General features: G+C 59.7%; 17 protein-coding genes. 8 read left to right on the forward strand and 9 right to left on the reverse strand.

Features of this window, described 5'->3' with window-relative positions:
- The first annotated feature begins 50 nt into the window (after positions 1-50).
- The 3 genes from dctP to VNZ60_RS08225 are packed head-to-tail and all read left to right on the forward strand — an operon-like array spanning position 51 to position 3,009.
- Positions 51-1,097 carry a TRAP transporter substrate-binding protein DctP gene (dctP, locus tag VNZ60_RS08215; RefSeq protein ID WP_325657968.1) on the forward strand — a complete coding sequence of 349 codons (1,047 nt, stop codon included), beginning with the start codon at positions 51-53 and terminating at the stop codon, positions 1,095-1,097.
- On the forward strand, positions 1,094-1,660 hold the full coding sequence (locus tag VNZ60_RS08220; RefSeq protein ID WP_414648797.1) for a TRAP transporter small permease: 567 nt from the start codon (positions 1,094-1,096) through the stop codon (positions 1,658-1,660). The genes dctP and VNZ60_RS08220 overlap by 4 nt, the downstream gene beginning before the upstream one ends.
- Positions 1,657-3,009 carry a TRAP transporter large permease gene (locus VNZ60_RS08225; RefSeq protein ID WP_325657970.1) on the forward strand — a complete coding sequence of 451 codons (1,353 nt, stop codon included), beginning with the start codon at positions 1,657-1,659 and terminating at the stop codon, positions 3,007-3,009. The genes VNZ60_RS08220 and VNZ60_RS08225 overlap by 4 nt, the downstream gene beginning before the upstream one ends.
- Positions 3,010-3,065: 56 nt before the next feature.
- Here the strand turns inward: VNZ60_RS08225 and VNZ60_RS08230 are convergent, their stop codons facing one another.
- The 3 genes from VNZ60_RS08230 to VNZ60_RS08240 form a co-directional block, all read right to left on the reverse strand.
- Positions 3,066-3,926, reverse strand: a complete 861-nt coding sequence (locus VNZ60_RS08230; RefSeq protein WP_325657972.1) for a hypothetical protein — start codon at positions 3,924-3,926, stop codon at positions 3,066-3,068.
- A 74-nt stretch (positions 3,927-4,000) separates the two neighbouring features.
- A complete protein-coding gene (locus VNZ60_RS08235; protein WP_325657974.1) occupies positions 4,001-5,647 on the reverse strand; it encodes a gamma-glutamyltransferase family protein in 1,647 nt (548 codons plus the stop codon).
- A gap of 12 nt (positions 5,648-5,659) precedes the next feature.
- Positions 5,660-6,277, reverse strand: a complete 618-nt coding sequence (locus VNZ60_RS08240; RefSeq protein WP_325657976.1) for a TetR/AcrR family transcriptional regulator — start codon at positions 6,275-6,277, stop codon at positions 5,660-5,662.
- 98 nt (positions 6,278-6,375) lie between these two features.
- On the opposite strand from VNZ60_RS08240, the gene VNZ60_RS08245 reads away from it, so the two are divergent.
- Both VNZ60_RS08245 and tkt read left to right on the forward strand, forming a co-directional pair.
- Positions 6,376-6,993 (forward strand): glutathione binding-like protein, encoded by a 618-nt coding sequence (locus tag VNZ60_RS08245; RefSeq protein WP_325657978.1) that lies wholly within the window; start codon positions 6,376-6,378, stop codon positions 6,991-6,993.
- Between the two features lie 477 nt (positions 6,994-7,470).
- The gene (gene tkt / locus VNZ60_RS08250; RefSeq protein WP_325657980.1) at positions 7,471-9,546 is read left to right on the forward strand and encodes a transketolase; all 2,076 of its coding nucleotides are present in this window, start codon (positions 7,471-7,473) and stop codon (positions 9,544-9,546) included.
- Here tkt and VNZ60_RS08255 read toward each other — a convergent pair whose 3' ends face one another.
- The 4 genes from VNZ60_RS08255 to VNZ60_RS08270 all read right to left on the reverse strand — a co-directional run bounded on the left by VNZ60_RS08255 (position 9,547) and on the right by VNZ60_RS08270 (position 14,023).
- The gene (locus VNZ60_RS08255; RefSeq protein ID WP_325657982.1) at positions 9,547-10,863 is read right to left on the reverse strand and encodes a glucoamylase family protein; all 1,317 of its coding nucleotides are present in this window, start codon (positions 10,861-10,863) and stop codon (positions 9,547-9,549) included. It lies immediately after the preceding gene.
- Entirely contained in the window at positions 10,860-12,533 is a 1,674-nt protein-coding gene (gene pgm, locus VNZ60_RS08260; RefSeq protein ID WP_325657984.1) for a phosphoglucomutase (alpha-D-glucose-1,6-bisphosphate-dependent), read from the reverse strand. The genes VNZ60_RS08255 and pgm overlap by 4 nt, the downstream gene beginning before the upstream one ends.
- Positions 12,534-12,581: 48 nt before the next feature.
- Entirely contained in the window at positions 12,582-13,622 is a 1,041-nt protein-coding gene (gene gnd / locus VNZ60_RS08265; RefSeq protein ID WP_325657986.1) for a phosphogluconate dehydrogenase (NAD(+)-dependent, decarboxylating), read from the reverse strand.
- A gap of 92 nt (positions 13,623-13,714) precedes the next feature.
- Positions 13,715-14,023, reverse strand: a complete 309-nt coding sequence (locus VNZ60_RS08270; protein ID WP_325657988.1) for a hypothetical protein — start codon at positions 14,021-14,023, stop codon at positions 13,715-13,717.
- 236 nt (positions 14,024-14,259) lie between these two features.
- Between VNZ60_RS08270 and VNZ60_RS08275 the strand changes: the two genes are divergently transcribed.
- Positions 14,260-14,412, forward strand: coding sequence for a DUF3309 domain-containing protein (locus VNZ60_RS08275; RefSeq protein WP_325657991.1), 153 nt, complete (start codon positions 14,260-14,262; stop codon positions 14,410-14,412).
- Positions 14,413-14,511: 99 nt separating this feature from the next.
- Here the strand turns inward: VNZ60_RS08275 and VNZ60_RS08280 are convergent, their stop codons facing one another.
- Complete coding sequence (locus VNZ60_RS08280; protein WP_325657993.1) at positions 14,512-14,814, reverse strand: ElaB/YgaM/YqjD family protein; 303 nt, start codon at positions 14,812-14,814, stop codon at positions 14,512-14,514.
- Between the two features lie 349 nt (positions 14,815-15,163).
- Between VNZ60_RS08280 and VNZ60_RS08285 the strand changes: the two genes are divergently transcribed.
- Positions 15,164-16,432, forward strand: a complete 1,269-nt coding sequence (locus VNZ60_RS08285) for an NRAMP family divalent metal transporter (RefSeq protein WP_325657994.1) — start codon at positions 15,164-15,166, stop codon at positions 16,430-16,432.
- A gap of 99 nt (positions 16,433-16,531) precedes the next feature.
- On the opposite strand, the gene VNZ60_RS08290 is transcribed toward VNZ60_RS08285, so the two are convergent.
- Entirely contained in the window at positions 16,532-17,002 is a 471-nt protein-coding gene (locus VNZ60_RS08290) for an RcnB family protein (protein WP_325657996.1), read from the reverse strand.
- Between the two features lie 457 nt (positions 17,003-17,459).
- Between VNZ60_RS08290 and VNZ60_RS08295 the strand changes: the two genes are divergently transcribed.
- Positions 17,460-26,297, forward strand: coding sequence for a glycoside hydrolase family 94 protein (locus VNZ60_RS08295; protein ID WP_414648798.1), 8,838 nt, complete (start codon positions 17,460-17,462; stop codon positions 26,295-26,297).
- Positions 26,298-26,541: the final 244 nt, after the last annotated feature.

The raw sequence follows: 26,541 nt of genomic DNA on the forward strand, positions 1-26,541 counted from the left end.
AAACTGCTTTACACCCATTTCTTTACATCCATTTCAATGGAGGAGACATCATGACTGACACCATCAATTCCACCCGCCGCTTGCTCTGCGGCTCGCTCGCCAGCCTGCCGCTGGCAGGCCTGGCAGGCATCTCGGGCAGCGCCTTCGCCCAAGCTGCTTCCGCCCTCAAGATTTCCCACCAGTTCCCCGGCTCGACCGGTAACAACGGCGATTTTCGCGATCGCCTGTGCCGGCTGTTCGCTGCTGAAGTGGAAAAGCGCTCGGCCGGCGCGCTCAAGTTCAATATCTATCCGGGCGCCTCGCTGATGAAGACCAACAGCCAGTTCAGCGCGCTGCGCCGTGGCGCGCTGGACATGAGCTTGTTCCCGATTTCCTACGCCGGCGGCGAGGTGCCGGAATTGAACATCGCCCTGATGCCGGGCCTGGTCACTTCTTACGAACAGGGTTTCGCCTGGAAGAGCAGCGCGATCGGTAAGGCGCTCAACGACCTGCTGATCGACAAAGGCGCGGTGCCGCTGGCCTGGGTGTGGGAAGGCGGCAGCATCGCCAGCAAGACCCGGCCGGTGATCGCGCCGGCCGACGTCAAAAGCATGAAGATCCGTGGCGGCAGCCGCGAAGTGGACCTGATGCTGAAGGCCGCCGGTTCGGCGGTGGTTACGCTGCCTTCCAACGACCTGTATGCCGCGATGCAGACCGGCGCCGTCGATTCGGCTATTACCTCATCCACCAGCTTGCTCTCTTTCCGTCTGGAAGAAGTGTCCAAACACCTCACCACCGGCCGCAGCAAATCATTCTGGTTCATGGCGGTGCCGCTGCTGATGTCGCGTTCGGTATTCGAGAAACTGTCGAAAGAACAGCAAGCCCTGCTGCTGCAAGTCGGCGGCGAAATCGAAAAATACGGACTGGATGCGGTCAAGGCCGACGACATGAATCTGGCGTCGGCATACCAGAAAGCCGGCGCCATGATCTATGACCTGGACGCCGCCAGCGTCGAAAAATGGCGCGCCGTGGCGCGCGACAGCGCCTGGAAGGATTACGCCGCCAAGTCACCCAACTGCGCGCGTTTCCTGCAGCTGGCGGAAAAGGTGAGCGCATGAGCCACGGCAGCCACGGTCTCGAACTTGAGGAAAACAAAGCGTTGACTCTACCGTCGGCGGGCGGCGTGCTGGGTTGGGTCGCTCGCAGCCTGGCCCACATCAACCGCGCCATTCTCGGCGTCTCCATGCTGGCCTTGCTGGCCGCCGGCGCCATCCTCACCACCAGCGTTTTCCTACGTTACTTTCTACACCTCCCGACCGACTGGCAGGACGAAGCGGCCGTATTCCTGCTGGTAGGCGCCACTTTCCTGTGCGGCGCTTACGTTCAGCAACAGCGCGGTCATGTCGGCATCGAATCGCTGGCCGGGCTGCTGCCGCCGTGGGCCAACCGGCTGCGTCAAATGTTTTGCGACGCCGCTTCCTGCCTGTTCTGCAGCTTCTTTGCCTGGAAGTCGTGGTTGCTGTTCAGCGAGGCTTGGCTGGAGGGCCAGACCACCTCTTCCGCATGGGCGCCGCCTTTGTGGATTCCTTACGGCATGATGGCTGCCGGCATGACGCTGCTGGTCTTGCAACTGCTGCTGCAAACCTGTGTTCATTTCGTCCCGACCAAGGAGCAAGCATGAGCACCGGTCTGATAGGCGCCCTCTACGGCCTGGGCACTTTGCTGCTGATGTTTTCGGGTATGCCGATCGCCTTTGCGCTGGGTCTGATCGCGGTCATCTTCATGTTCTTTTTCATGCCCGGCTCGGCGCTCGATACGGTGACCCAGAACGTCTATGAAGAAATGGCCAGCATCACCTTGCTGTCGATCGCCTTGTTCATCCTCAAGGGCGCGGCCATCGGCAAATCACGCGCCGGCGCCGATCTGTACTCGGCGATCCACGCCTGGATGCAAAAAATCCCGGGCGGGCTGGGCATCGCCAATGTGTTTGCCTGCGCCCTGTTCGCCGCGATGGCGGGCTCCAGCCCGGCTACCTGTTCCGCCATCGGCAGCGCCGGCATTCCGGAAATGCGGGCACGCGGTTATTCGCCGGGTTTTGCCGCTGGCATTATCGCCGCCGGCGGTACGCTGGGTATCTTGTTGCCGCCGTCAATCACCATGATCCTGTTTGCGGTGGCGGCGGAACAGTCGCTCGGCCGTCTGTTCCTGGCTGGCGTCGGTCCCGGCCTGCTGCTGGTGGGCTTGTTCGCCGCCTATGCGGCATGGCGTTATAAGAAAGAATACAAGCAGGCCTTGGACGTGTATCAAGCTGGCGGCCGGAAATCGGCCTACCTGGAGCAACAGAAACTGACACTGGCCGACAAGACCCGCATGCTGCCGCGCGTGCTGCCCTTCGTCATCTTGCTGATCGGCGTCATGGTGGCGCTGTATGGCGGCTATGCGACGCCGTCCGAAACCGCCGGCCTGGGCGGCGTGCTGGCGCTGGGGCTGATCGCGCTGGTGTACGGCATCTGGCGCCCGAGCCAGCTGAAGCCGATCCTGAGCAGCGCCTTGAAGGAATCGACCATGCTGATGTTCATCATCGGCATGTCGCTGCTGTATTCCTACGTGATGAGCTATCTGCATATCAGCCAGTCGGCGGCGGAGTGGATCGTGGCCCAGCAGTTATCGAAATGGGTGTTGCTGGCGACCATCCTGGCGATGGTGATATTGCTCGGTTTCTTCCTGCCGCCGGTATCGATGATTCTGATGACTGCGCCTATCATCCTGCCGCCGCTGAAGGCAGCCGGCTTTGACTTGATCTGGTTCGGCGTGGTGATGACGGTGGTCATGGAAATGGGGCTGATCCATCCGCCGGTGGGGCTGAATATTTTCGTGATCAAGAACGTCGCGCCCGACATCCCTCTCAAGGATGTCATCTGGGGCGTGATGCCGTTTGTCGGCCTGATGTTCGTGGCTGTCGCGCTGCTCTGCCTGTTCCCTGGAATCGCTACCTGGTTCCCGGATCTGGTGATGGGTGCGGCGCTATAGTGCGCTTAACAAACGCAGCTAACTGGGGTCAGATGATTCTTGCAGCGCAATGCCAGTCAAAACGGCGCAGGATTCGGCTGCAAATACTCCGCTCCTTTTAGCCGCATCTGAACCCCACGCGGGCCGCCGATCGCGTGGGGTAAGGAAGTCAGCAAGGAGTTGGCAAAATCGCCCCGGTACAACTTGGCGCCCTGATGCGTCAGGTTTGAATTGGCGTCGATGTAAATCGACTCGCCGAGCCCTGACCATAGTCGGCAGAAACCGTAGTCTTCCGACAAATAGCGGCGTGTAACAGGATCGACCATGACGTCGAAGAAGCGGTAATGCAGCCCCTGATCGGGGACGCCGATGGTATCTGGTACGTAGTTATATTCGGGGTAGCTGGCGATCAGCCGCTCGAATACGCAGCGCTTGATCACCATAAATCCGGTCGGTGCTTCGTCCATGCGCAGGAAGCCGTCGGCTTGTATCGTCAGATGGATCTCGTTGTCGCCTTCGGCCAGCCTGGCGTTCACGGGATACTGTGTGTAGCCCGCTTCGAATTGCTGCTGGGTAGTGCCTGCCGGCAGACCTTGCTGCGGCCAGTTCTCCCGCTTGAACGGGTAGACTCCGGCCGCGATGTCGTAACCTGAACGCAACAATCGGAAAGCAGCTTCGGCGGAGAATCCGATGTCGGCGTCGATCCAGAACAAATGGGTCCATTGCGGGTTAGCCAGGAAATCGGCGACGCATTGGTTGCGCGCCCGCGTCACCAGGCTTTCGCCTTGCCGCATCATGATCTGCAATGGCATGCCGGCGCGTTCGGCTTGAATCGTAAAATTCAATAACGATGTCACATAGTTCTGGAAAAACTTGCCGTCATGGCTAGGCGTCATGATGACGGGGTAAATATGTTGGAGCTCGACCGCTTCAGGCATCTTGGTTTCCATTATCGATTTAATATTTTCAATTCAAGGCACAGCGCCAGGCCCGCAGCAAGAGGCCGCTCATTTTACCAAGCAGCCACACAACCGTCGGTGCGCGGCTCGGTGCCGCCGCACAACACGCCGTGCTGATCGCGCCAGATGATCTGGCCACGGCCGAAACCGAGCTGGTTAGCTGACCAGGACGCCTCATGCCCGAGGCCGCGCAAGCCGCGGAATAAATGCTCCGGGTTGCCATGCTCGATGCTGACATTGTCAACCCCCTCCCATTCCCAGCGCGGGGCGTCCAGCGAGGCTTGCGGATTGAGGCCGAAGTCGATCGTGTTCATCACCATCTGTACATGCCCCTGCGGCTGCATGAAGCCGCCCATCACGCCGAACGGGCCTAGCGCCTTGCCATTCCTGGTCAGAAAACCCGGGATGATGGTGTGATAAGGCCGTTTGCCCGGCGCCAGGCAATTCGGATGGGCGGCGTCGAGCGTGAAATTGTTGCCGCGGTTATGCAGGGCGATGCCGGTTCCCGGCACTACCAGGCCAGAGCCGAAGCCCATGTAATTGCTCTGGATGAAGGACACCATATTGCCCTCGTCATCAGCAGTGCTCAGGTACACGGTGCCGCCGCGCGAGGGCTGGCCGGCCAACGGTAAGGCCGCACGCGCGCCTATCAGCTGGCGTCGCTCGTCAGCATAAGCGTCGGACAATAGATCCTCGACCGCAACCTGCATATGGCCGCTATCGGCGATATGCGCGAGGCCGTCGGCATAGGCCAGTTTGATGGCTTCGATCTGACGGTGATAGGTCAACAAGGTATCGCGTTCGCTGAAATCGAAACCTTTCAGGATATTCAATGCCAGCAAGGCCACCAGGCCGTGGCCGTTGGGCGGAATCTCCCAGACATCGACACCGCGATAATGGCTGCTGATCGGTGCTACCCATTGCGGCTGGAATGCCGCCAGGTCGGCGCTATCCAGGTAACCGCCGGCGGCGCGTACGCAAGCGGCGATCTTTTCCGCCAATGCGCCACGATAGAAACTGGCGCCATTGTCGGCAGCGATCGCGCGCAAGGTATCGGCATGGTCTTGCGAACGCCAGACTTCACCGCCACGCGGCGCCCGGCCGCCGATGCTGTCCGTGCCGCCTGCGGCGCCCGTGCCATGCATGCTGAAAGTATCGAACCAGGATTTAAAATGTGCTTCCTTGAATTCCTGGCGAAATAATTTGTAAGCCTGCTGCCAGGCGAACGCCACCGTCGGCGATACCGGGTAACCGTCTTGCGCCAGCGCGATGGCGCCGGCCATGGAGCGCTGCAACGGCAGCTTGCCGAAGCGCTCGGCCATGCTGGCCCATGCCCCCGGCGCGCCGGGTACGGTGACTGGCAGCGCACCGTACTTCGGCATGCTTTGATGGCCGGCGGCGCGCAGTTTGTCGATGGAGATGGCCTGCGGCGCAGCGCCGCTGGCGTTCAAGCCGTGCAATTGGTCTTGATGCCAGATCAGCGCAAAGGCGTCGCCGCCGATGCCGTTGGCAGTCGGCTCGACCACCGTCAGCGCAGCGGCGGTGGCGATCGCCGCATCGATTGCGTTGCCGCCGGCTTGCAGCACCGCCAGCCCGGCTTGCGCCGCCAGCGGCTGCGAAGTGGCGACCATGCCGCGTTTGGCGTATACCGCGCTGCGGCGAGAGGCGTAAGGATAATGATTGGGATCGAAATTGAACATATTCTCTCTCCTCTAGACGCCGCAGATCAGCTTGACCCCGGCCGCTGCGGTCGCCTCCAGCGATGCACGGGTATCGCCCGCGCGCGATCGCAGCGCCAAGGTATGCAAAATCGCCGAGGCCAGTTTCGCCAGCAGCGCCGGTTCCGCGCCGGCCGCCAGTTCGCCCTGCTCCAGCGCCCGTTGCAAGCGTATCTCAAAAGCCTGGTCGAAACTGCGCAAGCCATCGCCCAGCCTGTCGCGCACTTCGATATCCGCCAGTGCCGGCGTCGCCGCGGTGCCGATCAGCAGGCAGCCGCGCGCCTGGTCGCCGGACGGCAGGTACATCGCCAGCGCCAGATCGTATATGCGCTGCAAAGCTTGCGCCAAGGGCAGATCGGCGGCCAACACCTGATCCATCTTCTGGCGGCTGGCCTCGATATAGCGATCCAGCGTTTGCAGATACAGCGCGTGCTTGTCGCCGAAGGCGGCGTATAAGCTGGGCCGGTTCATGCCGGTGGCTGCGCTCAGGTCGTCCAGCGAGCTGCCGGCATAGCCGGAGCGCCAGAACACATCCCGTGCGCTAGAGAAGGCTTGCTCCGGATCGTAAGCGCGCGGCCGGCCTCGGGCTCGCTTGTTTTCTTTTTGTTCCATACAGTATAAAAATAGTGACAAAGGTATTTTTGTACACTATAGTACAAAACACCAAACATAGACACCTAATACAGACACTTAACCCAAGGGAGTTCCAGATGAATCTATACTTTTCTCCGCTCGCCTGCTCGCTGGCTACCCGGATTTCCTTCTATGAGGCTGATGCAAAAATCGACTATATCCAGGTCGATCTAAAACAAAAACTATTGCAGGACGGTTCCGATTTTTACGCCATCAATGCGCTCGGGCAAGTGCCTGTATTGCGCACCGGCGACGGCTCTCTGCTGACCGAGAACACCGCTATCCTGCCCTACGTTGCAGAACTTTTCCCTGAAGCACATCTAGCGCCGGTGGACCGCTTGCAGCACGCCAGGATGCAGCAATGGCTGGGTTTCATCAGCACCGAACTGCACAAAGGCTTGTTTTTCCCGCTGCTTGATCCGGACGCCTCGGAGCCGGTAAAGGATTACGCCCGCGAACAAGTCGTCTTGCGTCTCGGCCACTTGCAGGAACATTTCACTACCCACGATTTCCTGCTCGACCGTTTCAGCGTCGCCGACGCCTATCTGTTCGTCGTGCTTAACTGGGCGCCGCATTGCGCCATCGATCTGGCGCGGTGGCCGCAAGTCAAAGATTATTATGCGCGGCAGTTGCAACGCCCGAGCATAGCCAGGGCGCTGACTGAAGAGTTGGCGTTGTATCGCGCAAAATCCTGAAAGCGGCAATCGGCGGCACACCGATATCCATGAAAGAAACAAGGAAGAAATTGCCGGCACAAACCACTTCCAGCGCGATCTCCCTGGTCAAAAAATATAAATTTTTCTATGTTACTTAGCGCACAGATAATCCCGCGGCAGTTAGCTAAAGTACTCCCATCTTCCCTGCCCGGCCTCCGAAGCCTGGTAGTTTAAGCTTAGCGATAAGTACGCTGCGTGCGCTTTGAAGACGAGATTGTTTTCCAGACAGTTTCATCGGAAGAAGTGAGTGTAAATATCGGACTACCGGGGCTGGCGGTCGGGAAACATACCAGCACCACTCTCATCAAACTCCCCTGCCAGGTCAGTTACATTAAACCGACGAAAAACGTCGCAAAGAATGCTATCTTCTTTGCTTGCGCTTTTGAGTGCGCCTTTAAGTACACTTGCATCGGACTGCAGCAGCAAATCCACCTGTCGAATTCAAGGAGTTGCCGAATGAGCTCAACGCTTGCCGCTTCTACACTCGACGATTTGTGCATCAATACCTTGCGCTTCCTGGCGGTCGACGCCGTACAGCAAGCCAATAGCGGCCATCCCGGCATGCCGCTGGGCGCGGCGCCGATGGCCTATGTGCTGTGGACACAATTTCTCAAACACAATCCCGCTAATCCGCACTGGTTCGACCGCGATCGTTTTGTCCTTTCGGCAGGCCACGGTTCGGCCCTGCTATACAGTCTGTTGCATCTCACCGGTTACGATCTGCCGCTGGCGCAGCTTCAGCAATTCCGGCAGTGGGGCAGCCGCACGCCGGGCCATCCGGAACGCGGTCTGACACCTGGCGTCGAGGTGACTACCGGGCCGCTCGGCCAGGGTTTTGCTAACGGCGTCGGCATGGCGATGGCGGAGGCGAATCTGGCGGCGCGCTACAATCGCGGCGACCTGGATATCGTCAATCATTTTACCTACGGCATCGTGAGCGACGGCGACCTGATGGAAGGGATCGCCTCGGAAGCGGCGTCGCTGGCCGGCCACTTGCAGTTGGGAAAACTGATTTACCTGTACGACGACAACCGGGTGACGCTTTCCGCCGGCACCGACATCACCTTTAGCGAAGATCGCGCACGGCGCTTCGACGCCTATGGCTGGCACACGCAAACGGTAGAAGACGGCAACAATCTGGCGGCGCTAGCGCGTGCACTGGACGCCGCTCGCGGTGAGACCAGACGACCCTCTCTGATACTGGTACGCACGCATCTCGGTTACGGCTCGCCCAATAAACAAGACAGTTTCGAAGCGCACGGTTCTCCGCTCGGGGTCGAAGAACTGCGTTTGACCAAACAGAAACTCGGCTGGCCAGAACAGCCTTCTTTTTATATTCCCGAAGCAGCAGCTGCGCATTTTCTGGAAACCAATGCACTGGGACAAAAGATTGAATCGGCCTGGCGCGAAAAATTCTCCGTCTACCAACAACAATTCCCCGTGCTTGGATTGGAATTGCAGCAACTTATGCAAGGTGGCGCAGCCGCCTTGCCGCCTGGCTGGGACGCCGCTATTCCGCACTTTCCAGCGGACGCCAAAGGCATCGCGACCCGGGTCGCATCGGGCCTGGTGATGAATGCTATCGCCGCCCATCTGCCGGCACTGATCGGCGGCTCGGCAGATCTGAATCCCTCGACTTATACCGCATTGAAAGGACTGGGCGATTTCGAAGCTGACGACATCACCGCCGGCGACAGGCAAGGTTCTGACAGCGCCGGCTGGAGTTACACCGGCCGCAACTTGCATTTCGGCGTGCGCGAACACGCCATGGGCGCGATTCTCAACGGCATGGCGGCACATGGCGGCGCTTTGCCGTTCGGCGCCACCTTCCTGGTGTTCTCCGATTACATGCGGCCGGCGATCCGCCTCGCCGCCCTGACGGGCTTGCACGTGGTTTATGTGTTTACCCATGACAGCATCGCGCTGGGTGAAGACGGCGGCACCCATCAACCGGTGGAGCAACTGGCCGGCTTGCGCGCGATCCCCAATCTGCTGGTGCTGCGCCCGGCTGATGCCAACGAAACTGCGGTGGCCTGGCGAGTAGCGGTGCAATCGCATCAACGGCCGGTGGCGCTGGTATTGACACGGCAGAATGTGCCGACCTTGGATCGCACCCAATTTGCTGCGGCCGAAGAGTTACGGCGCGGTGCTTACATTCTGGCCGATGCGCCAGACGGCAAACTGGATCTGATCCTGATTGCCAGCGGTTCGGAAGTGGCGTTGATTGTCGCTGCGCGCCAGCAATTGCTGGCGCAAGACATCCAGGCGCGGATAGTTTCGATGCCAAGCTGGGAATTGTTCGATGAGCAGCCACAGGCCTATCGCGATTCGGTATTGCCACCCGCGGTTGGCGCAAAACTGGCGGTAGAAGCCGGCGTGACGCAGGGCTGGCATCGTTATGTCGGCGCGCATGGCGAGGTGCTCGGCGTGGAGCATTTCGGCGCCTCGGCTGCGGGTGAAATTGTGATGCGCGAATACGGTTTTAGCGTAGCTAATGTGTGCCAACGGGCGCTGGCCTTAGTTCGGCCCTAACTAAGCACTCCCTAACCAGCCGCCACTGAATCCGGCGCGTCGCAAGCCGGTGACAATATAGGGGCAGTTGCGCATCAAATGCCATAGCATTTCGCTGCGGTAGTTCTCTATCATCAAAATGATCGGCCCCTGGTCGATGCCAAAATGCCAGGGCGAGACCCAGCCATATGGGTTAGCGCAATTGCATGGATAACTCGGATTGAAAGTGGCTTTGAAGCCATAAGGGTTGCCGGTTTTCAGTGCGACCTGATGCACGAAATAGGCGATGGTCGGCAACACAATTTCAGGCGCAAACGGCAGCGAGGCCACCACCACCCACGGCGCAATCGTGCCGTCATCCGGACCATGCGGCACGCCGCGCGCCATATAATCGTAGAACTCGCGCTTGACGCCGTTGACCTCAAGTACCGCCGGACCAGGGCCGTCGCTGGCGGTGATGCCCCAGCAATACTCGCCGTAGCCGGCAAAGCCTCCGGGATTGGCTATCGCATATTGCTGCTGGACCAAGGTGGCGCGGCGGCTGTTCTCGAAATAATCGATGCCTTTGCTGCGCATGGCGCCATCCTGTATGCCGCGAAAATCCACCCAGATATGCGATAGCTGGTGGGTGAACATGGCGCCCGAATAGAAATAATCGTAGCCGTAGTTATGCTGCCATTGATAGGCCGCGGTCCAGTCGCAATAACTATCCGCCGGCAACGGGTGCGACGGCGAACCCAGTCCGAGCACGTATAGCAGCAACGCCTCGTCGTAGCCATCCCAGCGGCTGCGCAAAAAGCCGGATTCCGGCTTCCAGCCCATCGACACAGCCTTACCGCCATCCTGCGCCCAGGGCCAGTCGACCCGCAGATACAGCGCTTCCGCCAGCCGCCGCACTTCCGCTTCGTCCGCACTGATCGTACTGGCCGCATCGAAATAGGCGGCCGCAGTCAGAGCGCCTGCCAGCAGAAAAGTGGTGTCTATGGTCGACAGCTCGCATTGCCACGCACGGCGGCCGCTTTGCATATCCAGAAAATGATAATAAAAACCCTTATAGCCGGTGGCGTCCGGCTGCGGCCCTTGCGGACTGTTCCAGAAGAATTGCAAAGTCCGCAACACCCGCCTGAGCGCCGCCGTACGCGAGATGAAGCCACGCTCCACCGCCACCGGATATGCCGCCAGCGCCAGGCCCACGGCGGCAATGCTAGCGGGCCAGCCGGGCGCGGTTTTATCGATCACCAGGCCGTTGCAGCGATTGGTCTCGTGCATGAAATAGCTGAACGATTCGCGCTGCAGCATATCCAGCTCGGCGGGCAGTGTCAGCGCTTTGCGGCTCATTTGTTGGCACCAGGCGGCGCTTGCGGACTGCCAGCCAGCGCGGCATCGACAATCGCCTGCGCCTCTTGCACGATGCGCTGTAAATGCTCTTCGCCCTGAAAACTCTCGGCGTAGATCTTGTAGATATCTTCCGTGCCGGACGGCCGCGCCGCAAACCAGCCGTTCGCGGCGACTACCTTGATGCCGCCAATCGCAGCGTGGTTGCCGGGCGCCTGGCTGAGGATAGTTTGAATTTTTTCACCGGCCAGATCGCTGCTGTGTATCTGCTGCGGCGATAGCGCCGCCAGCATTTTTTTCTGCGCCGGCGTAGCGCTGGCCTCGACCCTGGTGCTGACAGGATCACCCAGCTCGGCGGCTAATTTGCGATAGATTTCCCCCGGATCGCGGCCGCTGCGCGCCGTGATCTCTGCCGCCAGCAAGGCCGGCGCCAGGCCATCCTTGTCGGTAGTCCAGACCGCGCCGTCAAGCCGCAGAAAGGTGGCGCCTGCGCTCTCTTCACCGCCAAACCCGAGTGAACCATCGCTCAAGCCGTCGGCAAACCATTTGAAACCGGCTGGCACTTCGTACAGATGGCGCTGCAACCTGGCGCAGACACGATCGATGAGCTGGCTGCTGACGACGGTCTTGCCGACGCTGGCCGTCTTCGACCATAGGGCGCGATGCTGGAACAGATAGTCGATGGCAACTGCAAGATAGTGGTTGGCCGGCAGCAGGCCGGCGCTTTTGGTGACGATGCCGTGGCGGTCGTGATCGGTATCGCAGGCGAAGGCAATATCGTATTGATCCTTCATTCCAAGCAGGCGTTGCATGGCGTAAGACGATGACGGATCCATGCGAATCCGGCCATCCCAATCCACCGTCATGAAGCGAAAGGTTGGGTCGACTTCGTCACTGACCACGCTCAGGTTCAACCGGTAGCGCTCAGCTATTCTTTGCCAGTAATGCACGCCGGCCCCGCCCAGCGGATCGACGCCGAGATGGATGCCGGCGCTGCGAATCGCGGCCATGTCGATTACCTGGTCGAGCTCATTCACATAGGTATTCAAATAGTCGTAGCGATGCGTGGTGGACAGCCGCAAGGCTCGCTCCAGCGGTATGCGTTTGACATCCTTGAGAGCGTTTTTCAGATGTGCATTGGCTGCGGTTTCGATCCAGCCGGTGACATCGGTATCGGCGGCGCCGCCGTTCGGCGGGTTGTATTTGAAGCCGCCATCCTGCGGCGGATTGTGCGACGGCGTGACCACGATACCGTCGGCAAAGCCGCTGCTACGCCCGCGGTTGTACTTGAGGATGGCGTGCGAAACCGCCGGCGTCGGCGTGTATTCATCGCCTTCCGCCAGCATCACATCAACGCCGTTGGCAGCCAGCACTTCAAGTGCGCTGGCGGCAGTGGGAACCGACAGTGCGTGAGTATCAATGCCGAGGAATAAGGGGCCGTTGATCCCTTGCTTGCTGCGGTAGGCGCAAATCGCCTGGGTAATGGCGAGCACATGCGCTTGATTAAAGCTGAGCTCGAAGGATGAGCCACGATGACCCGAGGTGCCGAAAGCGACACGCTGTTCAGGCACTTCCGGATCAGGGCTATTCGTGTAGTAAGCGGAGACCAGTTTCGGCACGTCCACCAGCAACGCCAAAGGCGCTGGCTTGCCGGCCAGGGGGTTTATTTGCATGATATTTTTCCTGGGCAGTGGACAGTGACATTTTTTACGCTGCCGTCGTCAGTCCCGTTGTTGCTTTGTCGGATCAGCCGGCTTTTCTACATGGCCGCCGAATCCCTGCCGCATCGCCGACAACACCTTGGCGGCAAAATCACCCTCGCCGCGTGAACTGAAGCGCGCAAACAGCGCGGCGCTCAAAATCGGCACCGGCACCGCCTCATCGATGGCAGCGTTGATGGTCCAGCGCCCTTCGCCTGAATCCGATACGTGGCCGGCATAGTGTTCGAGTTTCGGATAGTTCAAGAGCGCGCCGGCGGTGAGATCCAGCAACCATGAACCGATCACGCTGCCGCGCCGCCAAAGTTCCGTGATCTCGGGCAGATCCAGGTCGTATTGATAATATTCCGGATGGCGCAGCGGGGTTGTTTCCGCATCCGCATCGCCGCCGCTGCGCTTGCCGACATTGGCGTTGCGCAGAATATTCAAACCCTCGGCGTAGGCGCCCATGATGCCGTACTCGATGCCGTTGTGCACCATCTTGACGAAGTGTCCTGCGCCTTGCGGGCCGCAATGCAGATAACCTTGCTCGGCGCTGCTATCTGACCTGTTGCGGCCGGGGGTGGCGCTGGCGGCATCGACGCCCGGCGCCAGCGTGGCAAAAATCGGCGCCAGATGCTGCACCGCTTCTTTCTCGCCACCTATCATCAGGCAATAGCCGCGATCGAAACCGGCGACGCCGCCACTGGTGCCAACGTCAACGTAATGGATGTTGCGGGCTTTGAGTTCGGCGCCACGGCGGATATCGTCGTGGTAGTAGGAATTACCGCCGTCGATGACGATGTCGCCGGCCTCCAGCAAAGGCGTCAGCAAGGCCAGGTTCTGATCCACCACGGCCGCCGGCAACATCAGCCACAGCACGCGCGGCCGGCTTAATTTGCTGACCAGATCCTGCAGCGAAGAAGCCCCTGTTGCGCCGGGATGCAGCAGCGCCTGGACCGCCTCGGGGTGCAAGTCATACACCACGCATTGATGATCGCCCTTGGTCAGGCGCCTCACCATATTGGCGCCCATGCGCCCCAATCCAATCATCCCTAGCTGCATTGTGCATCTCCTCGCTGAATAATCTTTATTCCGGATACTGGCTACGAACTGGCTGCGCCAAGCGTTTTTTTCATCGCCTGTTTCGTCGCCCGTCAGGTCTCTCTTTTTCTTCCTTTTTCTATCAGCGAAAGGGCAAACACGCGCGCCTCCGCCTCGGCTTCCTGTTCGCTGGGAAAAACGCTGTCAACCGCCACCCGTTGCGACGGGAAAATATCATTTCTATGCATGGGATTGGTGGATGGCGCATAAATCGCCAGGTTGGCGACCCAGTCTTCGCTGTCAGGTAATTGGATTCCAGAATATTCGATTTCATATTCGCCAATTGTTTCGGTACGCATTGCAATCTCCAGACGGTGTGCAGAACGGTTTGCCGGCATCTGTTGGACTTTGTATTCTGTCACAATAAACGCAGTGTTTTCGATCAGACCATGTTTTGTTCAATCCTACCACTGTAAATATCGACAGCACTGCGCTCCGCTTTTGTACGGCAGCGCACAGACCTTGTGATCTTTCCGGCATACCTTGGTTGCAGACTTAGCTGGTGGATGAATCACGGCAAATCACAGCACTAAGTTCCTGTTGCAAGCTCTGCGTTCTTGCTTGCTCACCAGCCGTTTAACTTCTCTAGGAGCCTACTATGGGCACCATCTTACTCATCTTGCTGATCCTGATTGTCATCGGTGCTTTGCCGAGCTGGCCACATAGCCGTAGCTGGGGTTATGGCCCGAGCGGGATCACCGGCTTGCTGGTCATCATCCTGATCGTCATGTTGCTGACCGGGCGACTTTAAAAACACTTCCGCAATCAAGCAAAACGTGGCGCGATTTGCGCCACGCCGCGCCCTTCGAGGCCGGTGCACAATCTGCTATCGCTACCCACAGCAATAGCGCTATTTCTTGGTAATGATCACCCCAAGCAAAAATCCGATGCCGGCGGCTGTCACTAACGCGCCCCATGGATTTTCTTTCACATAGCTCTCCGCCGAATCCGCCATCTGCTTGCCGGCGACCCTGACGCTGGCTTGCGCATCCTGGGCTGTAAGCACGGCTCTGTCGAGCAAACGCATGCCGCGATTGCGCATTTCGTCTGCCTTCTCTCCGCTCAGTTCAGCGGCTGCCTGGAATAAGGCTTGCGCGTCCTTGGTCAGCTTCTTCACGTCATCATTGACGGCTTTCAAATTTGATTCCAACAAAATATTCTCCTCGAATTGGTGGTCAAGCGGGTTTCAGCAACGCCAATACAATGCGCTCAATGTATGACGAACAGGATGAGAAATCGGTGCGCTGACGCACATAGCGCTGACGCAGCCGCGCAACAAACAGGAGAATTTTTTAGCAAGCTCATAACATTCGCACACAGGATTCCGGCGCCACCGGACTAGTGGGCCAGCGTACAGACTTGAATAGTCTTCGCGCCGTAGGATTCATTTTAGCAATAGCATGAAATACCTGCTATAACCGATGCGCACGACAGGCAGGCGCCGGACCCGGGCGAATGGCCAATCGGCTAAAAAGACTGACTTTCCGACAGACAGCCCACCAATGACAATGCCGACCTCAAAACAATCCTGGCTGAAAAAACTCGGGCCAGGCTTGATTACCGGCGCCGCCGACGATGACCCTAGCGGCATTGCCACCTATTCGCAGGCAGGGGCGCAGTTCGGCTTCAATCTGCTGTGGAGCTTGTTTTTCACCTATCCGTTGATGGTCGGGATTCAGGTTATCAGTGCAAAAATCGGTCGCGTCAGCGGCCACGGCCTGGCCACCAATATCCGCCGCCACTATCCGCCCTGGCTGCTATATGCCATCGTCGGCCTGCTGCTGATTGCCAACACCATCAATATCGCAGCAGATGTCGCCGCCATGGGTGAGGCTTTGAGACTGCTGGCGGGCGGCCCCGCGCATTTTTATGCGCTGGGGTTCGGCGCACTGTCGCTGTTGCTGCAAATATTCATCCCCTACAATCGCTACGTGCGTTTATTGAAATGGCTAACGCTGGCTTTGCTGGCCTATGTCGCCACCGCCTTCGTGGTACATACGCCGTGGACCGAAGTCTTCACCAGAACCGCTTGGCCGCGCTTATCGTGGAAGCCGGCCTATATCACGACGATGGTCGCGGTCTTCGGCACCACCATCAGCCCATATCTGTTTTTCTGGCAGGCCTCGCAGGAAGTCCAGGAGCAACAAGCCAGGCCGGAAGCAAAACCGTTGCGAGATGCGCCGGACCAGGCTAACGCCAACTTTCGCCGGATCAAGATCGACACCATTATCGGCATGGGGTTTTCCAATATCGTCGCCTACTTCATCATGCTGACCACGGCGGTGGCGCTCGGCCTGCACGGCGTTACCGATATCCAGACTTCGGCGCAAGCGGCGTCGGCGCTACGGCCGATCGCCGGCGAGTTTGCCTTTTGGCTGTTTAGCGCCGGCATCATCGGCACCGGGCTGCTGGCGGTTCCGGTACTGGCAGGTTCCGCCGCCTACGCCATGGCGGGAGCATTCCACTGGAAAAACGGCCTGGAGTTGAAACCTCTGCTAGCCAAAAAATTCTACGGCATCATTGCGGTCTCAACCGCCATCGGTGTGGCGCTCTGTTTTACGCCCATCGATCCGATCAAGGCGCTGTACTGGAGCGCGGTCATCAACGGCGTCATTTCGGTACCCATCATGGCGGTCATGATGCTGATGGCGGCGCAACCCAAAATCATGGGGCAATTCGTGATCAGCGTCAGATTGAAGATATTGGGCTGGGTCTGCACCGGGGTCATGGCGCTTGCCGTATTGACGATGTTTTTGACGCTGGGAGAATGAGCTGCTTTCTCACACAGCAAACACACAGGCCCTTCTGATCGCCTGATCAGAAGGGCCTGTGTGTTTGCCATCAGATGCAAGACGGCAGGCGCAGTTTTATCAGTTACTCAGAAAAAGCTGGAAGATGACGCCGTTGGAATTCGCCACCAGCACATAGTCGCCGCCGGCTTGCACCCAATGGTAGCCGCGTGGCGGCGCACTCAGATGGTGGCCGCGCCAGTCATCGACCACGTATTGACGGTTGCGATATTCGGGCGGCAGGCGCTGGCCTCGGTAGAACTGATGGTCGGGGCCCGCGCCTCGTTCACCTTGCCGCTCACCTCGTTGCTCGCCGCGTTGTTCACCGCGTTGTTCGCCGCTGAGCTGCCCGCGGCCCCTGTTATCGCGATTATCTTGCGGCCGTCCCTGGTTATCGCGATGGTCCTGCTGCCATTTCTGGTTGTCGCGACGATCGCCTTGATCGTTGCGTTGTTGCTGCTCATTGCGATCGCCATAATTTTGAGCAAAGGCAAAACCTCCTGTGGCCAGGGATATAGCCATGAGGGCGGAAATAATTGTTTTCAGTTTCATATCAGACTCCATTCAATGGGAAATACCGTATTCGTCGCTTGCACTTGAGTGCAGGTCTGGGCGTTATCCCGGCAGGACCTACCAACAAGATATGCCTGGCAAGCGGTGAATTCTGTGCGCCAGCGCACCTACGCCACGCATCGATACCGCCGTCATCCGCAAAAATCGGTGTATGCTCGTTTCCTAGTAGGACGGTCCGCAGGAAATCAATCCGCGGCGCATTCGTCGGTATTCCTACGGCCCCAATCTCTACCGTCCCCTGTCCTGCGTTTGCTGCCGCTGCGGCAAGCTGCTTCTGTTGTCTGCTTCTGTTGTCTGCTTCGTTGTCGGCTTCGATACAAGCGACACAAGCAAACACAAGCGATGCCCGACAGGGCCTGAATCAGATCATTGACATCTTATCTACACCGTGTGATCCGATTCCTCCAGTTTCATTGCATAAAAAGAAACGCCAGAATTGAAATCAGACAACAAATCCCTAGCCGATAATCTGCTCGACATCAAACACGCCTTGCTGCCCGGCAGCACGCGCAATGGTCCGGCGAATGATGAATTGCCGCTGCGCGCAGAGTTGTTCAGCGCCCTGCAGATGGAGCAACATGGCCGGGTCCTGGCGAATGCTCACAAGCTCAGCAGCGAGCGCTGGCGCGACCAGTTGCTGGCGCGTCTGGCCGACAATGAAAACACCATCATCGACGCCTGCAGCCAATTGACCGAGGCCATCAAGGCCGGGCGCCAGGTGACGCCGGCGGCGGAATGGCTGCTCGATAATTTCTATCTGATCGAAGAACAGATCCGCACCGCCAAGCGCCATCTGCCAAAAAACTACAGCAAGCAATTGCCCCGTCTGCTGCGCGGCAGCTCGGCCGGACGGCCACGGGTGTACGACATTGCGCTGGAAACCATTTCGCACGGCGACGGCCGCGTCGATCCTGAAAGCCTGAGCCGCTTTGTCGCCGCCTACCAGCAAGTCACGCCGCTGAAACTGGGTGAGCTGTGGGCGATTCCTATCATGCTGCGCCTGGCCTTGATCGAAAACCTGCGGCGCGTCGCCGCCCATCTGGCGCAGACCCGCCTCAACCGCAACCTGGCCGATTCCTGGGCCGACGCCATGGTGGAGAGCGCCGAAAGCGACCCCAGCAACCTGATCCTGCTGGTAGCCGACATGGCGCGCTCCAATCCGCCGCTGGATAGTTCATTCGTGGCAGAACTGGTACGCCGCCTGCAAGGGCACAGCTCGGCGCTGACCCTGCCCTTGACCTGGCTCTCGCAACGCTTGGCGGAATCCGGCCACACCATAGAACAACTGGTCCAGATCGAAACCCAGCAACAAGCCGCCGATCAGGTATCGATCAGCAACAGCATCGGCAGCCTGCGTTTTCTGAGCGCCATGGATTGGCGCGAGTTCGTCGAAACCATGAGCGTGGTTGACCATACCCTGCGTAAGGATCCGGTCGACGTCTATGCCCGCATGGATTTCTCTACGCGCGATCAGTATCGGCATGTGATTGAAAGAATTGCCAGGCACAGCAGTTTCACGGAAGCTGAAATCGCCGAGCACGCAATCCGGCTTGCAAGCAAGGATGCAATACCGAACGGCGCCGATCAGCGCAGCGCGCATGTCGGCTACTACCTGATCGGCCAAGGCCTGCCGCAGCTGGAACAAGCCGTGGCTTTTAAAGTACCCTCGATAGAGACGCTGCGACGCGCAGGCAAGGCCACGCCTCTAAGCAGCTATCTGTCCAGCATATTGCTGCTCACCTTGATCGTCAGCGGCGCCATCGTTGCCAAAGCCTATGCCGGCGGCGCCAGCGACTGGCTGTTGGCGCTGGTCGCAGTGCTGGCCCTGATCGCCGGCAGTCAGCTGGCGCACGCCATGGTCAACTGGCTGATTACCGTGATCGCCATACCGCACCCGTTGCCGCGCATGGATTTTTCAGAGGGCATTCCGGCCGCATCGCGGGCCTTGGTGGTGGTGCCGACGATACTCTCGGAACAACAGAATATCGATAGCCTGACAGAAGCGCTTGAGGTCCGTTACCTTGCCAATTGCGACATCAACCTGCGCTTTTGCCTGCTGACCGATTTCGCCGACGCCGACAGCGAAATCATGCCCGGCGATGACGGCTTGCTGCAACACATCGAACACAACATCTTGGAACTGAACAAAAAATACCATCAGAGGCAGGAAGGAAATCAGGAAGAAAATCAGGAAGACAGTTTCCTGCTGCTGCATCGCCCGCGGCTCTGGAACCCGCAAGAAAAAACCTGGATGGGCTACGAGCGCAAGCGCGGCAAACTGGCTGATCTGAACGCCTTCTTGCGCGCTGGCGCGGCTGCCACTGCGGCCTTCTCGCGCATCGTCGGCAATACAGAAGGACTGGGCAACGTCCGCTACGTGATCACTCTCGATACCGATACCGAACTGCCGCGCGACGCCGCCAGGCAGTTCGTGGCCACCATGGCGCACCCGCTGAACCGCGCCTTGTACGACGCCGGCCGCCAGCGTGTGATCGACGGCTACGGCATCCTGCAGCCACGCGTCGCGGCCAGCCTGCCGGGCGCCGGCGCCTCGCGCTACGCACTGCTGTGCGGCGGCGAAACCGGCATCGATCCCTACACCCGCACCGTCTCCGATGTTTACCAGGATATCTTCGGCGAAGGCTCTTTCGTCGGCAAGGGCATCTACGATGTCGACGCCTTCGAACAAGCATTGAAGGACCGCATGCCCGAGAACCGGGTGCTCAGCCATGACCTGCTGGAAGGATGTTATGCACGCGCCGGCCTGCTCAGCGATGTCCAGTTGTACGAGCAATATCCATCCAGCTACAGCGCCGATATCAGCCGCCGTCACCGCTGGATCCGCGGCGACTGGCAGATAGCTTCCTGGTTGCTGCCCAGGGTACCGGGCGCCCGCGATGTTGCCAGCGGCAAGATCGGCCATCAACGCAATCCGCTGTCTGCCTTGTCGCGCTGGAAACTGTTCGACAATCTGCGGCGCAGCGTGGCGCCGTTGGCGCTGACGGTCTTGCTGCTGATCGGCTGGATAGCGTTGCCTGCGGCCTGGTTCTGGACTTGCGCCGGGCTCGGCATCTTGCTGACGCCATCCATCTGCGCCAGCATCCTGAGTTTGCTGCGCAAGCCGGACGATGTGCTGTTGCGCCAGCATTTCTCGGCCTCGCTGCGGGCCGCCGTCCAGCATTTCTCGCATGCGGCCTTGACCTTGATTTTCCTGCCGTATGAAGCTGCGCTCAACCTCGACGCCATCATCCGCACCCAGTGGCGGATACTGATCTCGCACCGCAAACTGCTGGAATGGAAGCCATCCAGCGAACTCAACCGCCAGGCCAGCAACGGCTGGTTGTCCGGCTTGTTGTCCTACTATCGAATGATGTGGATCGCTCCCACCCTTGCGCTGGCGACGACGGCCGGGTTAGTGGTCAAGAATCCATCCGCGCTGGGCGCCGCTGCGGCGATCCTGCTGCTGTGGTGGCTCTCGCCCTTGATTGCGTATTGGATCAGCCGGCCGATTGCACGCCGCCCGGCGCAGCTGTCGCTTGAACAGACACGCTTCCTGAAATCGCTGTCGCGCAAGATGTGGCTGTTTTTCGAAACCTATGTCGGCCCGGAGGACAACTGGCTGCCGCTCGACAATGTGCAGGAATACCCGGTTGCCGTGGTAGCGCGGCGCACCTCCCCCACCAACATCGGCCTGTCCCTGCTGGCCAATCTGGCAGCCTATGATTTCGGCTACATCCCTGCGGGGCAACTGCTGGAGCGAACCCAGAACACTTTCCAGACCATGGCCTCGCTGGAGCGCTACCAGGGACATTTCTATAACTGGTACGACACCCAGTATCTGAAACCGCTGCACCCGATGTATGTCTCGGCGGTGGATAGCGGCAATCTGGCCGGCCATCTGCTGACGCTGCGGCCGGGCTTGAGCGACCTGCTCGATACGCCTATATTCAATGCGCGCGTATTCACCGGCATCCGCGATACTTACGAAATCCTGCGCGACACCGCGGGCGGTGGACCGCTGGCGAAACTGATTTCCTTCGAAAAAGACTTGATGGCCACTTGCGAATCGGCGCCGGCCACCTTGACCGTGGCCCACGATTGCCTGCAAGGCCTCAGCCACTGCGCCGCCGCTTTCGTCGCCGGCCTCACCCCCGTTCCGGATACCCAGCTCAATGTCTGGGCTCGCGCCTTAGCCGGCCAGTGCCGCGAAGCCTTGGACGAACTGAATATCCTGGCGCCGTGGATAGCCGCGCTGGCGCCGGCGGAATGGATAGGCGAGTTGCCGCAACTCGATCAGATCCCGACGCTGCGTCAATTGGCGCGTATCCATGCCGATCTGGCGCCGCTGTTTGAAGCGAAGCCTCTCGGCCACACCGATCAGCGCCAGACCGAAACGCTATCGCTGCTCAGCCGGCTAGTGGCCGAAGGCAGCCAGCACGCCGCCGAACGCATGCTACTGGTCGAACAGCTGGTGACGCAAGCCGCCGAGTTCGGCCGCATGGAATACGGCTTCCTGTACGATCCAGCCACCCATCTGCTGGCCATCGGCTACAACGTCACCGAGCGCCGGCGCGATGGCAGTTTCTACGATCTGCTGGCCTCTGAAGCCAGGCTAGCCACCTTCGTCGCCATCGCTCAAGGCCAGCTGCCGCAAGAAAGCTGGTTCGCATTGGGGCGCCAGCTCACCATCGCCGGCGGCGATCCGATTCTGCTGTCATGGAGCGGATCGATGTTCGAATACCTGATGCCTTTGCTGGTGATGCCCAACTTTGAAAACACCCTGCTCGGCCAGACTTATGCATCGGCGGTAAGGCGGCAAATCGACTACGGCCAACAACGCGGCGTGCCATGGGGCATGTCGGAATCGGGTTATCACATCTTCGACGCCAGTCTCAATTATCAGTATCGCGCCTTCGGCGTGCCTGGCCTCGGTTTCAAGCGCGGCCTGGGCGACGACCTGGTGATTGCTCCCTATGCATCGATGATGGCCTTGATGGTGGCGCCAGAAGAAGCCTGCCGCAATTTGCAGCAATTGTCGGCCGAAGGTTTCGAGGGCGAATACGGCTTCTACGAAGCGATCGACTACACGCCGTCGCGCCTGCCGCGCGGACAAAGCAGCGTTGTCATCCGCTCCTTCATGGCCCATCACCAAGGCATGGGCTTCCTGTCGCTAGCCTACCTGCTGCTTGAGCGCCCGATGCAAAAGCGCTTCGAATCCGACCCCATGTTCCAGGCCACCATGTCGCTGCTGCACGAGCGTGTGCCAAAAGCCAGCGCAACTTATTCGAACACCACAGAACTGGCTGACATCCGCACCGTCGCAGCTGATCAAGGGATACAGATGCGGCTATTGCAACGCCCCGATCCGCGTACCCCGGAAGTGCAACTGCTGTCGAATGGCCGCTATCACGTGATGGTCACCAGCGCCGGCGGCAGCCGCAGCCGCTGGAACGATCAGGCCGTCACCCGCTGGCAGGAAGACAGCACGCGCGACAACTGGGGCACCTTCTGCTACGTGCGTGAATTGAACGACGGCGAACCCGGCAATTTCTGGTCAACCGCATTTCAGCCGACGCTGACACAAGCGGATAGTTATGAAGTCATTTTCTCCGAAGGCCGCGCCGAATTCCGCCGGCGCGACAATAATTTCGACATGCATACCGAAATCGTCGTCTCGCAAGAAGATGATATCGAGCTGCGCCGGACCCGCATCGTCAATCGTTCGCACAGCCGCCGCACCATCGACATCACCAGCTACGCCGAAGTGGTGCTGGCGCCGGCCGCGGCCGACGCCACCCACCCGGCCTTCAGCAAGCTGTTCGTACAAACCGAAATTGTGGCGCCGCAGCGCGCCATCCTGTGCACCCGCCGGCCGCGTTCGATGCATGAAAAAATGCCATGGATGTTCCATCTGATGGCCCTGCATGGCGCCGATATCGGCACGGTGTCGTATGAGACCGATCGCATGCAGTTTATCGGCCGTGGCAATACCGTCGCCGCGCCGCGAGCGATGCGCGAGCCGGGGCCGCTGGCAGGCAACGCCGGCCCGGTGCTCGATCCTATCGTCGCCATCCGTTACCAGATCACGCTGGATGCAGAACAAACCGCCACCATCGACATGGTGACCGGCATCGGCGATTCACGCGATATCTGCCTCGGCCTGATCGAGAAATACCAGGACCGCCATCTGGCTGACCGCGTAGTCGAGTTGTCCTGGCCGCACAGCCAGGTGGTGCTGCGCCAGCTCAACGCCAGCGAAGCCGATGCGCAACTCTATAGCCGGCTCGCCAATTCGGTGATTTACGTTAACCCGCTGCTGCGCGCCGACGCCAGCGTCCTGCTCCGCAATCACCGGGGCCAATCCGGCTTGTGGGGTTACGCCATTTCCGGTGACCTGCCGATCGTGCTAGTCCGTCTCAAGAGCCAGGAACACATCGAACTGGTGCGCCAGCTGGTGCAGGCGCACGCCTATTGGCGTTCTAAAGGCTTGGCGGTTGACCTGGTGATCTGGAACGAGGACCACGCCAGTTATCGGCAATTGCTGCAAGAGCAGATCCTGGGCTTGATTTCATCGGTTACCGGCGCCCACCAGATCGACCGCCCGGGCGGCATATTCGTGCGCCTGATCGATCAGATTTCCGATGAAGACCGGGTGTTGTTCCAATCGGTGGCGCGGATCATCCTGAGCGACAGCAGCGGCACGCTGGCCGAACAGATCAACCGCCGCAGCCTGATGGAAATCCGCGTGCCGCGCCTGACGCCTGGATTGACGTCTTCATTCACATCGCCACTTGCGTCTTCATTCGAATCGGCGCCGCCGGCAATCGCCCGGGAATTCAAGCTGCCTGGCCGCGATCTGCAACTGGCCAACGGCGTCGGCGGCTTCACGCTTGACGGCCGGGAATATGTCATCACAACTTCCAGCGACCAGCTCACACCCGCGCCCTGGGTCAACATCCTCGCTAATCCGGAGTTCGGCAGCGTCGTTTCGGAAAGCGGACAAGCGTATACCTGGGGCGAAAACGCGCATGAATTCCGTCTCACGCCATGGGCCAACGATCCAGTCAGCGACCTCGGCGGCGAAGTGTTCTATCTGCGCGATGAGGAAAGCGGGCGCTACTGGTCACCCACCCCGCTGCCACGGCGCGGCACGGGCGACTACGTAACGCGGCATGGCTTTGGCTATAGCGTGTTCGAACATGTCGAGGATGGCATTGTGTCTGAGCTGACGGTGTATGTGGCGATGGATGCGGCGGTCAAATATTCGGTTTTGCGAGTGCGTAACGAATCCGACGGCATGCGCAAGCTGTCCGCCACCGGCTACGTCGAATGGGTGCTCGGCGATCTGCGCCCAAAAACCGCGATGCACATTGTCACCGAAACCGATCCGGCCACCGGCGCGCTGTTTGCACGCAATCCCTACAACACCGAATTCACCGAGCGCACCGCGTTCTTCGATGTCGATGCAAGTGCGCGCAGCGTCAGCGGCGACCGCAATGAATTCATCGGCCGCAACGGCTCTCTGCAAAAGCCGGCGGCAATGGAAAGGCAGCGCCTGTCAGGCAAGATCGGCGCCGGTCTCGACCCTTGCGCCGCGCTGCAGATGCAATTCGAACTCAACCAAGGCCAGCAACGCGAGATCGTCTTTATCCTCGGCATGGCCGATACCCGCCACACCGATGTCAGCAACTTGGTGCAACGCTATCGCGGTGCGGCTGCCGCCCATGAGGCCTTGCAAGCGGTGCACGCGTACTGGCAGTGCACGCTGGGCGCAATCCAGGTCGAAACCCCGGACCAGGAATTGAATCTGCTCGCCAACGGCTGGCTGATGTACCAGGTCATCGCCTGCCGTCTGTGGGCGCGCAGCGGTTATTACCAGTCCGGCGGCGCTTTCGGTTTCCGCGACCAGTTGCAAGACGCCATGGCGCTGGTGCACTGCCAGCCGCAGCTGCTGCGCGCCCATCTGCTGCTGTGCGCGGCCCATCAATTCATCGAAGGCGATGTCCAGCATTGGTGGCATCCGCCTAGCGATCGCGGCGTGCGCACCCATTGCTCCGACGATTATCTGTGGTTGCCGCTTGCAGTCCATCGTTATATCAGCAGTAGCGGCGACGCCACCGTGCTGGACGAGAGTGCGCATTTTCTGGAAGGGCGCGCACTCAACCCGGATGAGGATTCCTACTATGACCTGCCGACCCGTTCCAGTCAGGTGGCGACGCTGTATGAGCATTGCGTGCGCGCCATCGAGAGAGGCCTGCGATTTGGCGTGCATGGCTTGTCGCTGATGGGATCATGCGACTGGAATGACGGCATGGACAAGGTCGGCGACAAAGGCAAGGGCGAAAGCATCTGGCTCAGCTTTTTCCTGTATGAGGTGCTGACAGGCTTTGCCGCCATCGCCGCCGGTCACAAAGACCAGGCGTTCGCCGACCGCTGTCAGGCTGAAGCGCTGCTGCTGAAACGGAATATCGACGCCAACGGCTGGGACGGCGGCTGGTACCGGCGCGCCTATTTCGACGACGGCACGCCGCTTGGCTCCGCCCAGAACGTCGAATGCCAGATCGATTCGATTTCGCAAAGCTGGGCAGTCTTGTCCGGCGCCGGCGATCCGCAACGGGCACGGACCGCAATGCTGGCGGTCGACCAGCACCTGGTGCGGCGCAACGAGGGCATCATCCAGCTGCTGGATCCGCCGTTCGACAAATCGGATCAAGACCCTGGCTATATCCGTGGCTATGTTCCCGGCGTGCGCGAAAACGGCGGCCAGTACACCCATGCGGCGATCTGGACCGTGATGGCGTTTGCCCAGCTCGGCGACCAGCGGCGAGCCTGGGAATTGATGCGGCTGATCAACCCGATCAACCATGGCAAGACTGCCCGGAAAATTGCCACTTACAAGGTCGAGCCTTATGTTGTTGCAGCCGACGTTTATGCCGGCGCGCCGCACAGCGGCCGCGGCGGCTGGACCTGGTATACCGGATCGGCCGGATGGATGTACCGTCTGATCGTGGAATCGCTGCTGGGCTTGAAGCTGGAAGGCGACAAACTATACGTCACGCCATGCCTGCCGCATTACTGGGACGGCTATCGCATCGATTACCGTTATCGCGACACCGGGTACCAGATCGTGGTGAAACAAAGCGGTGCAGATGGCGCCAGCACGCAAGTCACCGTGGACGGGGTGGCGCAGGCGGACATGGTGATTGCGCTGCAGGACGACAAGCATGAGCATGCGGTTGAGATAATTCTGCCGGCGCAAACAGCGCAGGGCTGAGGACATCGCCACAGCAAGAGTCATCTGGGGTCAGAGTCAACGGGGTTAGTCAATTTCTGCAGTGCTTCATCGCCAACTTGACTCCGACCCCACATGACGGATTCGGAGAAAGGCAGAGCGCACCAAGTGGTCTTGTACTTCTTCAGCGATGAGGTATGTACTCCGTGGCCCGCTAAGTGGGGTCAGAGTGAAGTTTCTGCAAAAGGCGCGCAGAAAGTTCACTCTGACCCCACTTAGCTGCGTT

The sequence above is a fragment of the Collimonas sp. genome (genome assembly GCF_035566375.1).
In the GTDB taxonomy this organism is placed as follows: Bacteria; Pseudomonadota; Gammaproteobacteria; order Burkholderiales; family Burkholderiaceae_D; genus Collimonas.

Bases quoted from the DNA above. Each gene is read 5' to 3' on its own strand.
- dctP (WP_325657968.1), top strand. From the start codon at position 51: ATGACTGACACCATCAATTCCACCCGCCGCTTGCTCTGCGGCTCGCTC.
- VNZ60_RS08220 (WP_414648797.1), top strand. From the start codon at position 1,094: ATGAGCCACGGCAGCCACGGTCTCGAACTTGAGGAAAACAAAGCGTTG.
- VNZ60_RS08225 (WP_325657970.1), top strand. From the start codon at position 1,657: ATGAGCACCGGTCTGATAGGCGCCCTCTACGGCCTGGGCACTTTGCTG.
- VNZ60_RS08230 (WP_325657972.1), bottom strand. From the start codon at position 3,926: ATGCCTGAAGCGGTCGAGCTCCAACATATTTACCCCGTCATCATGACG.
- VNZ60_RS08235 (WP_325657974.1), bottom strand. From the start codon at position 5,647: ATGTTCAATTTCGATCCCAATCATTATCCTTACGCCTCTCGCCGCAGC.
- VNZ60_RS08240 (WP_325657976.1), bottom strand. From the start codon at position 6,277: ATGGAACAAAAAGAAAACAAGCGAGCCCGAGGCCGGCCGCGCGCTTAC.
- VNZ60_RS08245 (WP_325657978.1), top strand. From the start codon at position 6,376: ATGAATCTATACTTTTCTCCGCTCGCCTGCTCGCTGGCTACCCGGATT.
- tkt (WP_325657980.1), top strand. From the start codon at position 7,471: ATGAGCTCAACGCTTGCCGCTTCTACACTCGACGATTTGTGCATCAAT.
- VNZ60_RS08255 (WP_325657982.1), bottom strand. From the start codon at position 10,863: ATGAGCCGCAAAGCGCTGACACTGCCCGCCGAGCTGGATATGCTGCAG.
- pgm (WP_325657984.1), bottom strand. From the start codon at position 12,533: ATGCAAATAAACCCCCTGGCCGGCAAGCCAGCGCCTTTGGCGTTGCTG.
- gnd (WP_325657986.1), bottom strand. From the start codon at position 13,622: ATGCAGCTAGGGATGATTGGATTGGGGCGCATGGGCGCCAATATGGTG.
- VNZ60_RS08275 (WP_325657991.1), top strand. From the start codon at position 14,260: ATGGGCACCATCTTACTCATCTTGCTGATCCTGATTGTCATCGGTGCT.
- VNZ60_RS08285 (WP_325657994.1), top strand. From the start codon at position 15,164: ATGACAATGCCGACCTCAAAACAATCCTGGCTGAAAAAACTCGGGCCA.
- VNZ60_RS08290 (WP_325657996.1), bottom strand. From the start codon at position 17,002: ATGAAACTGAAAACAATTATTTCCGCCCTCATGGCTATATCCCTGGCC.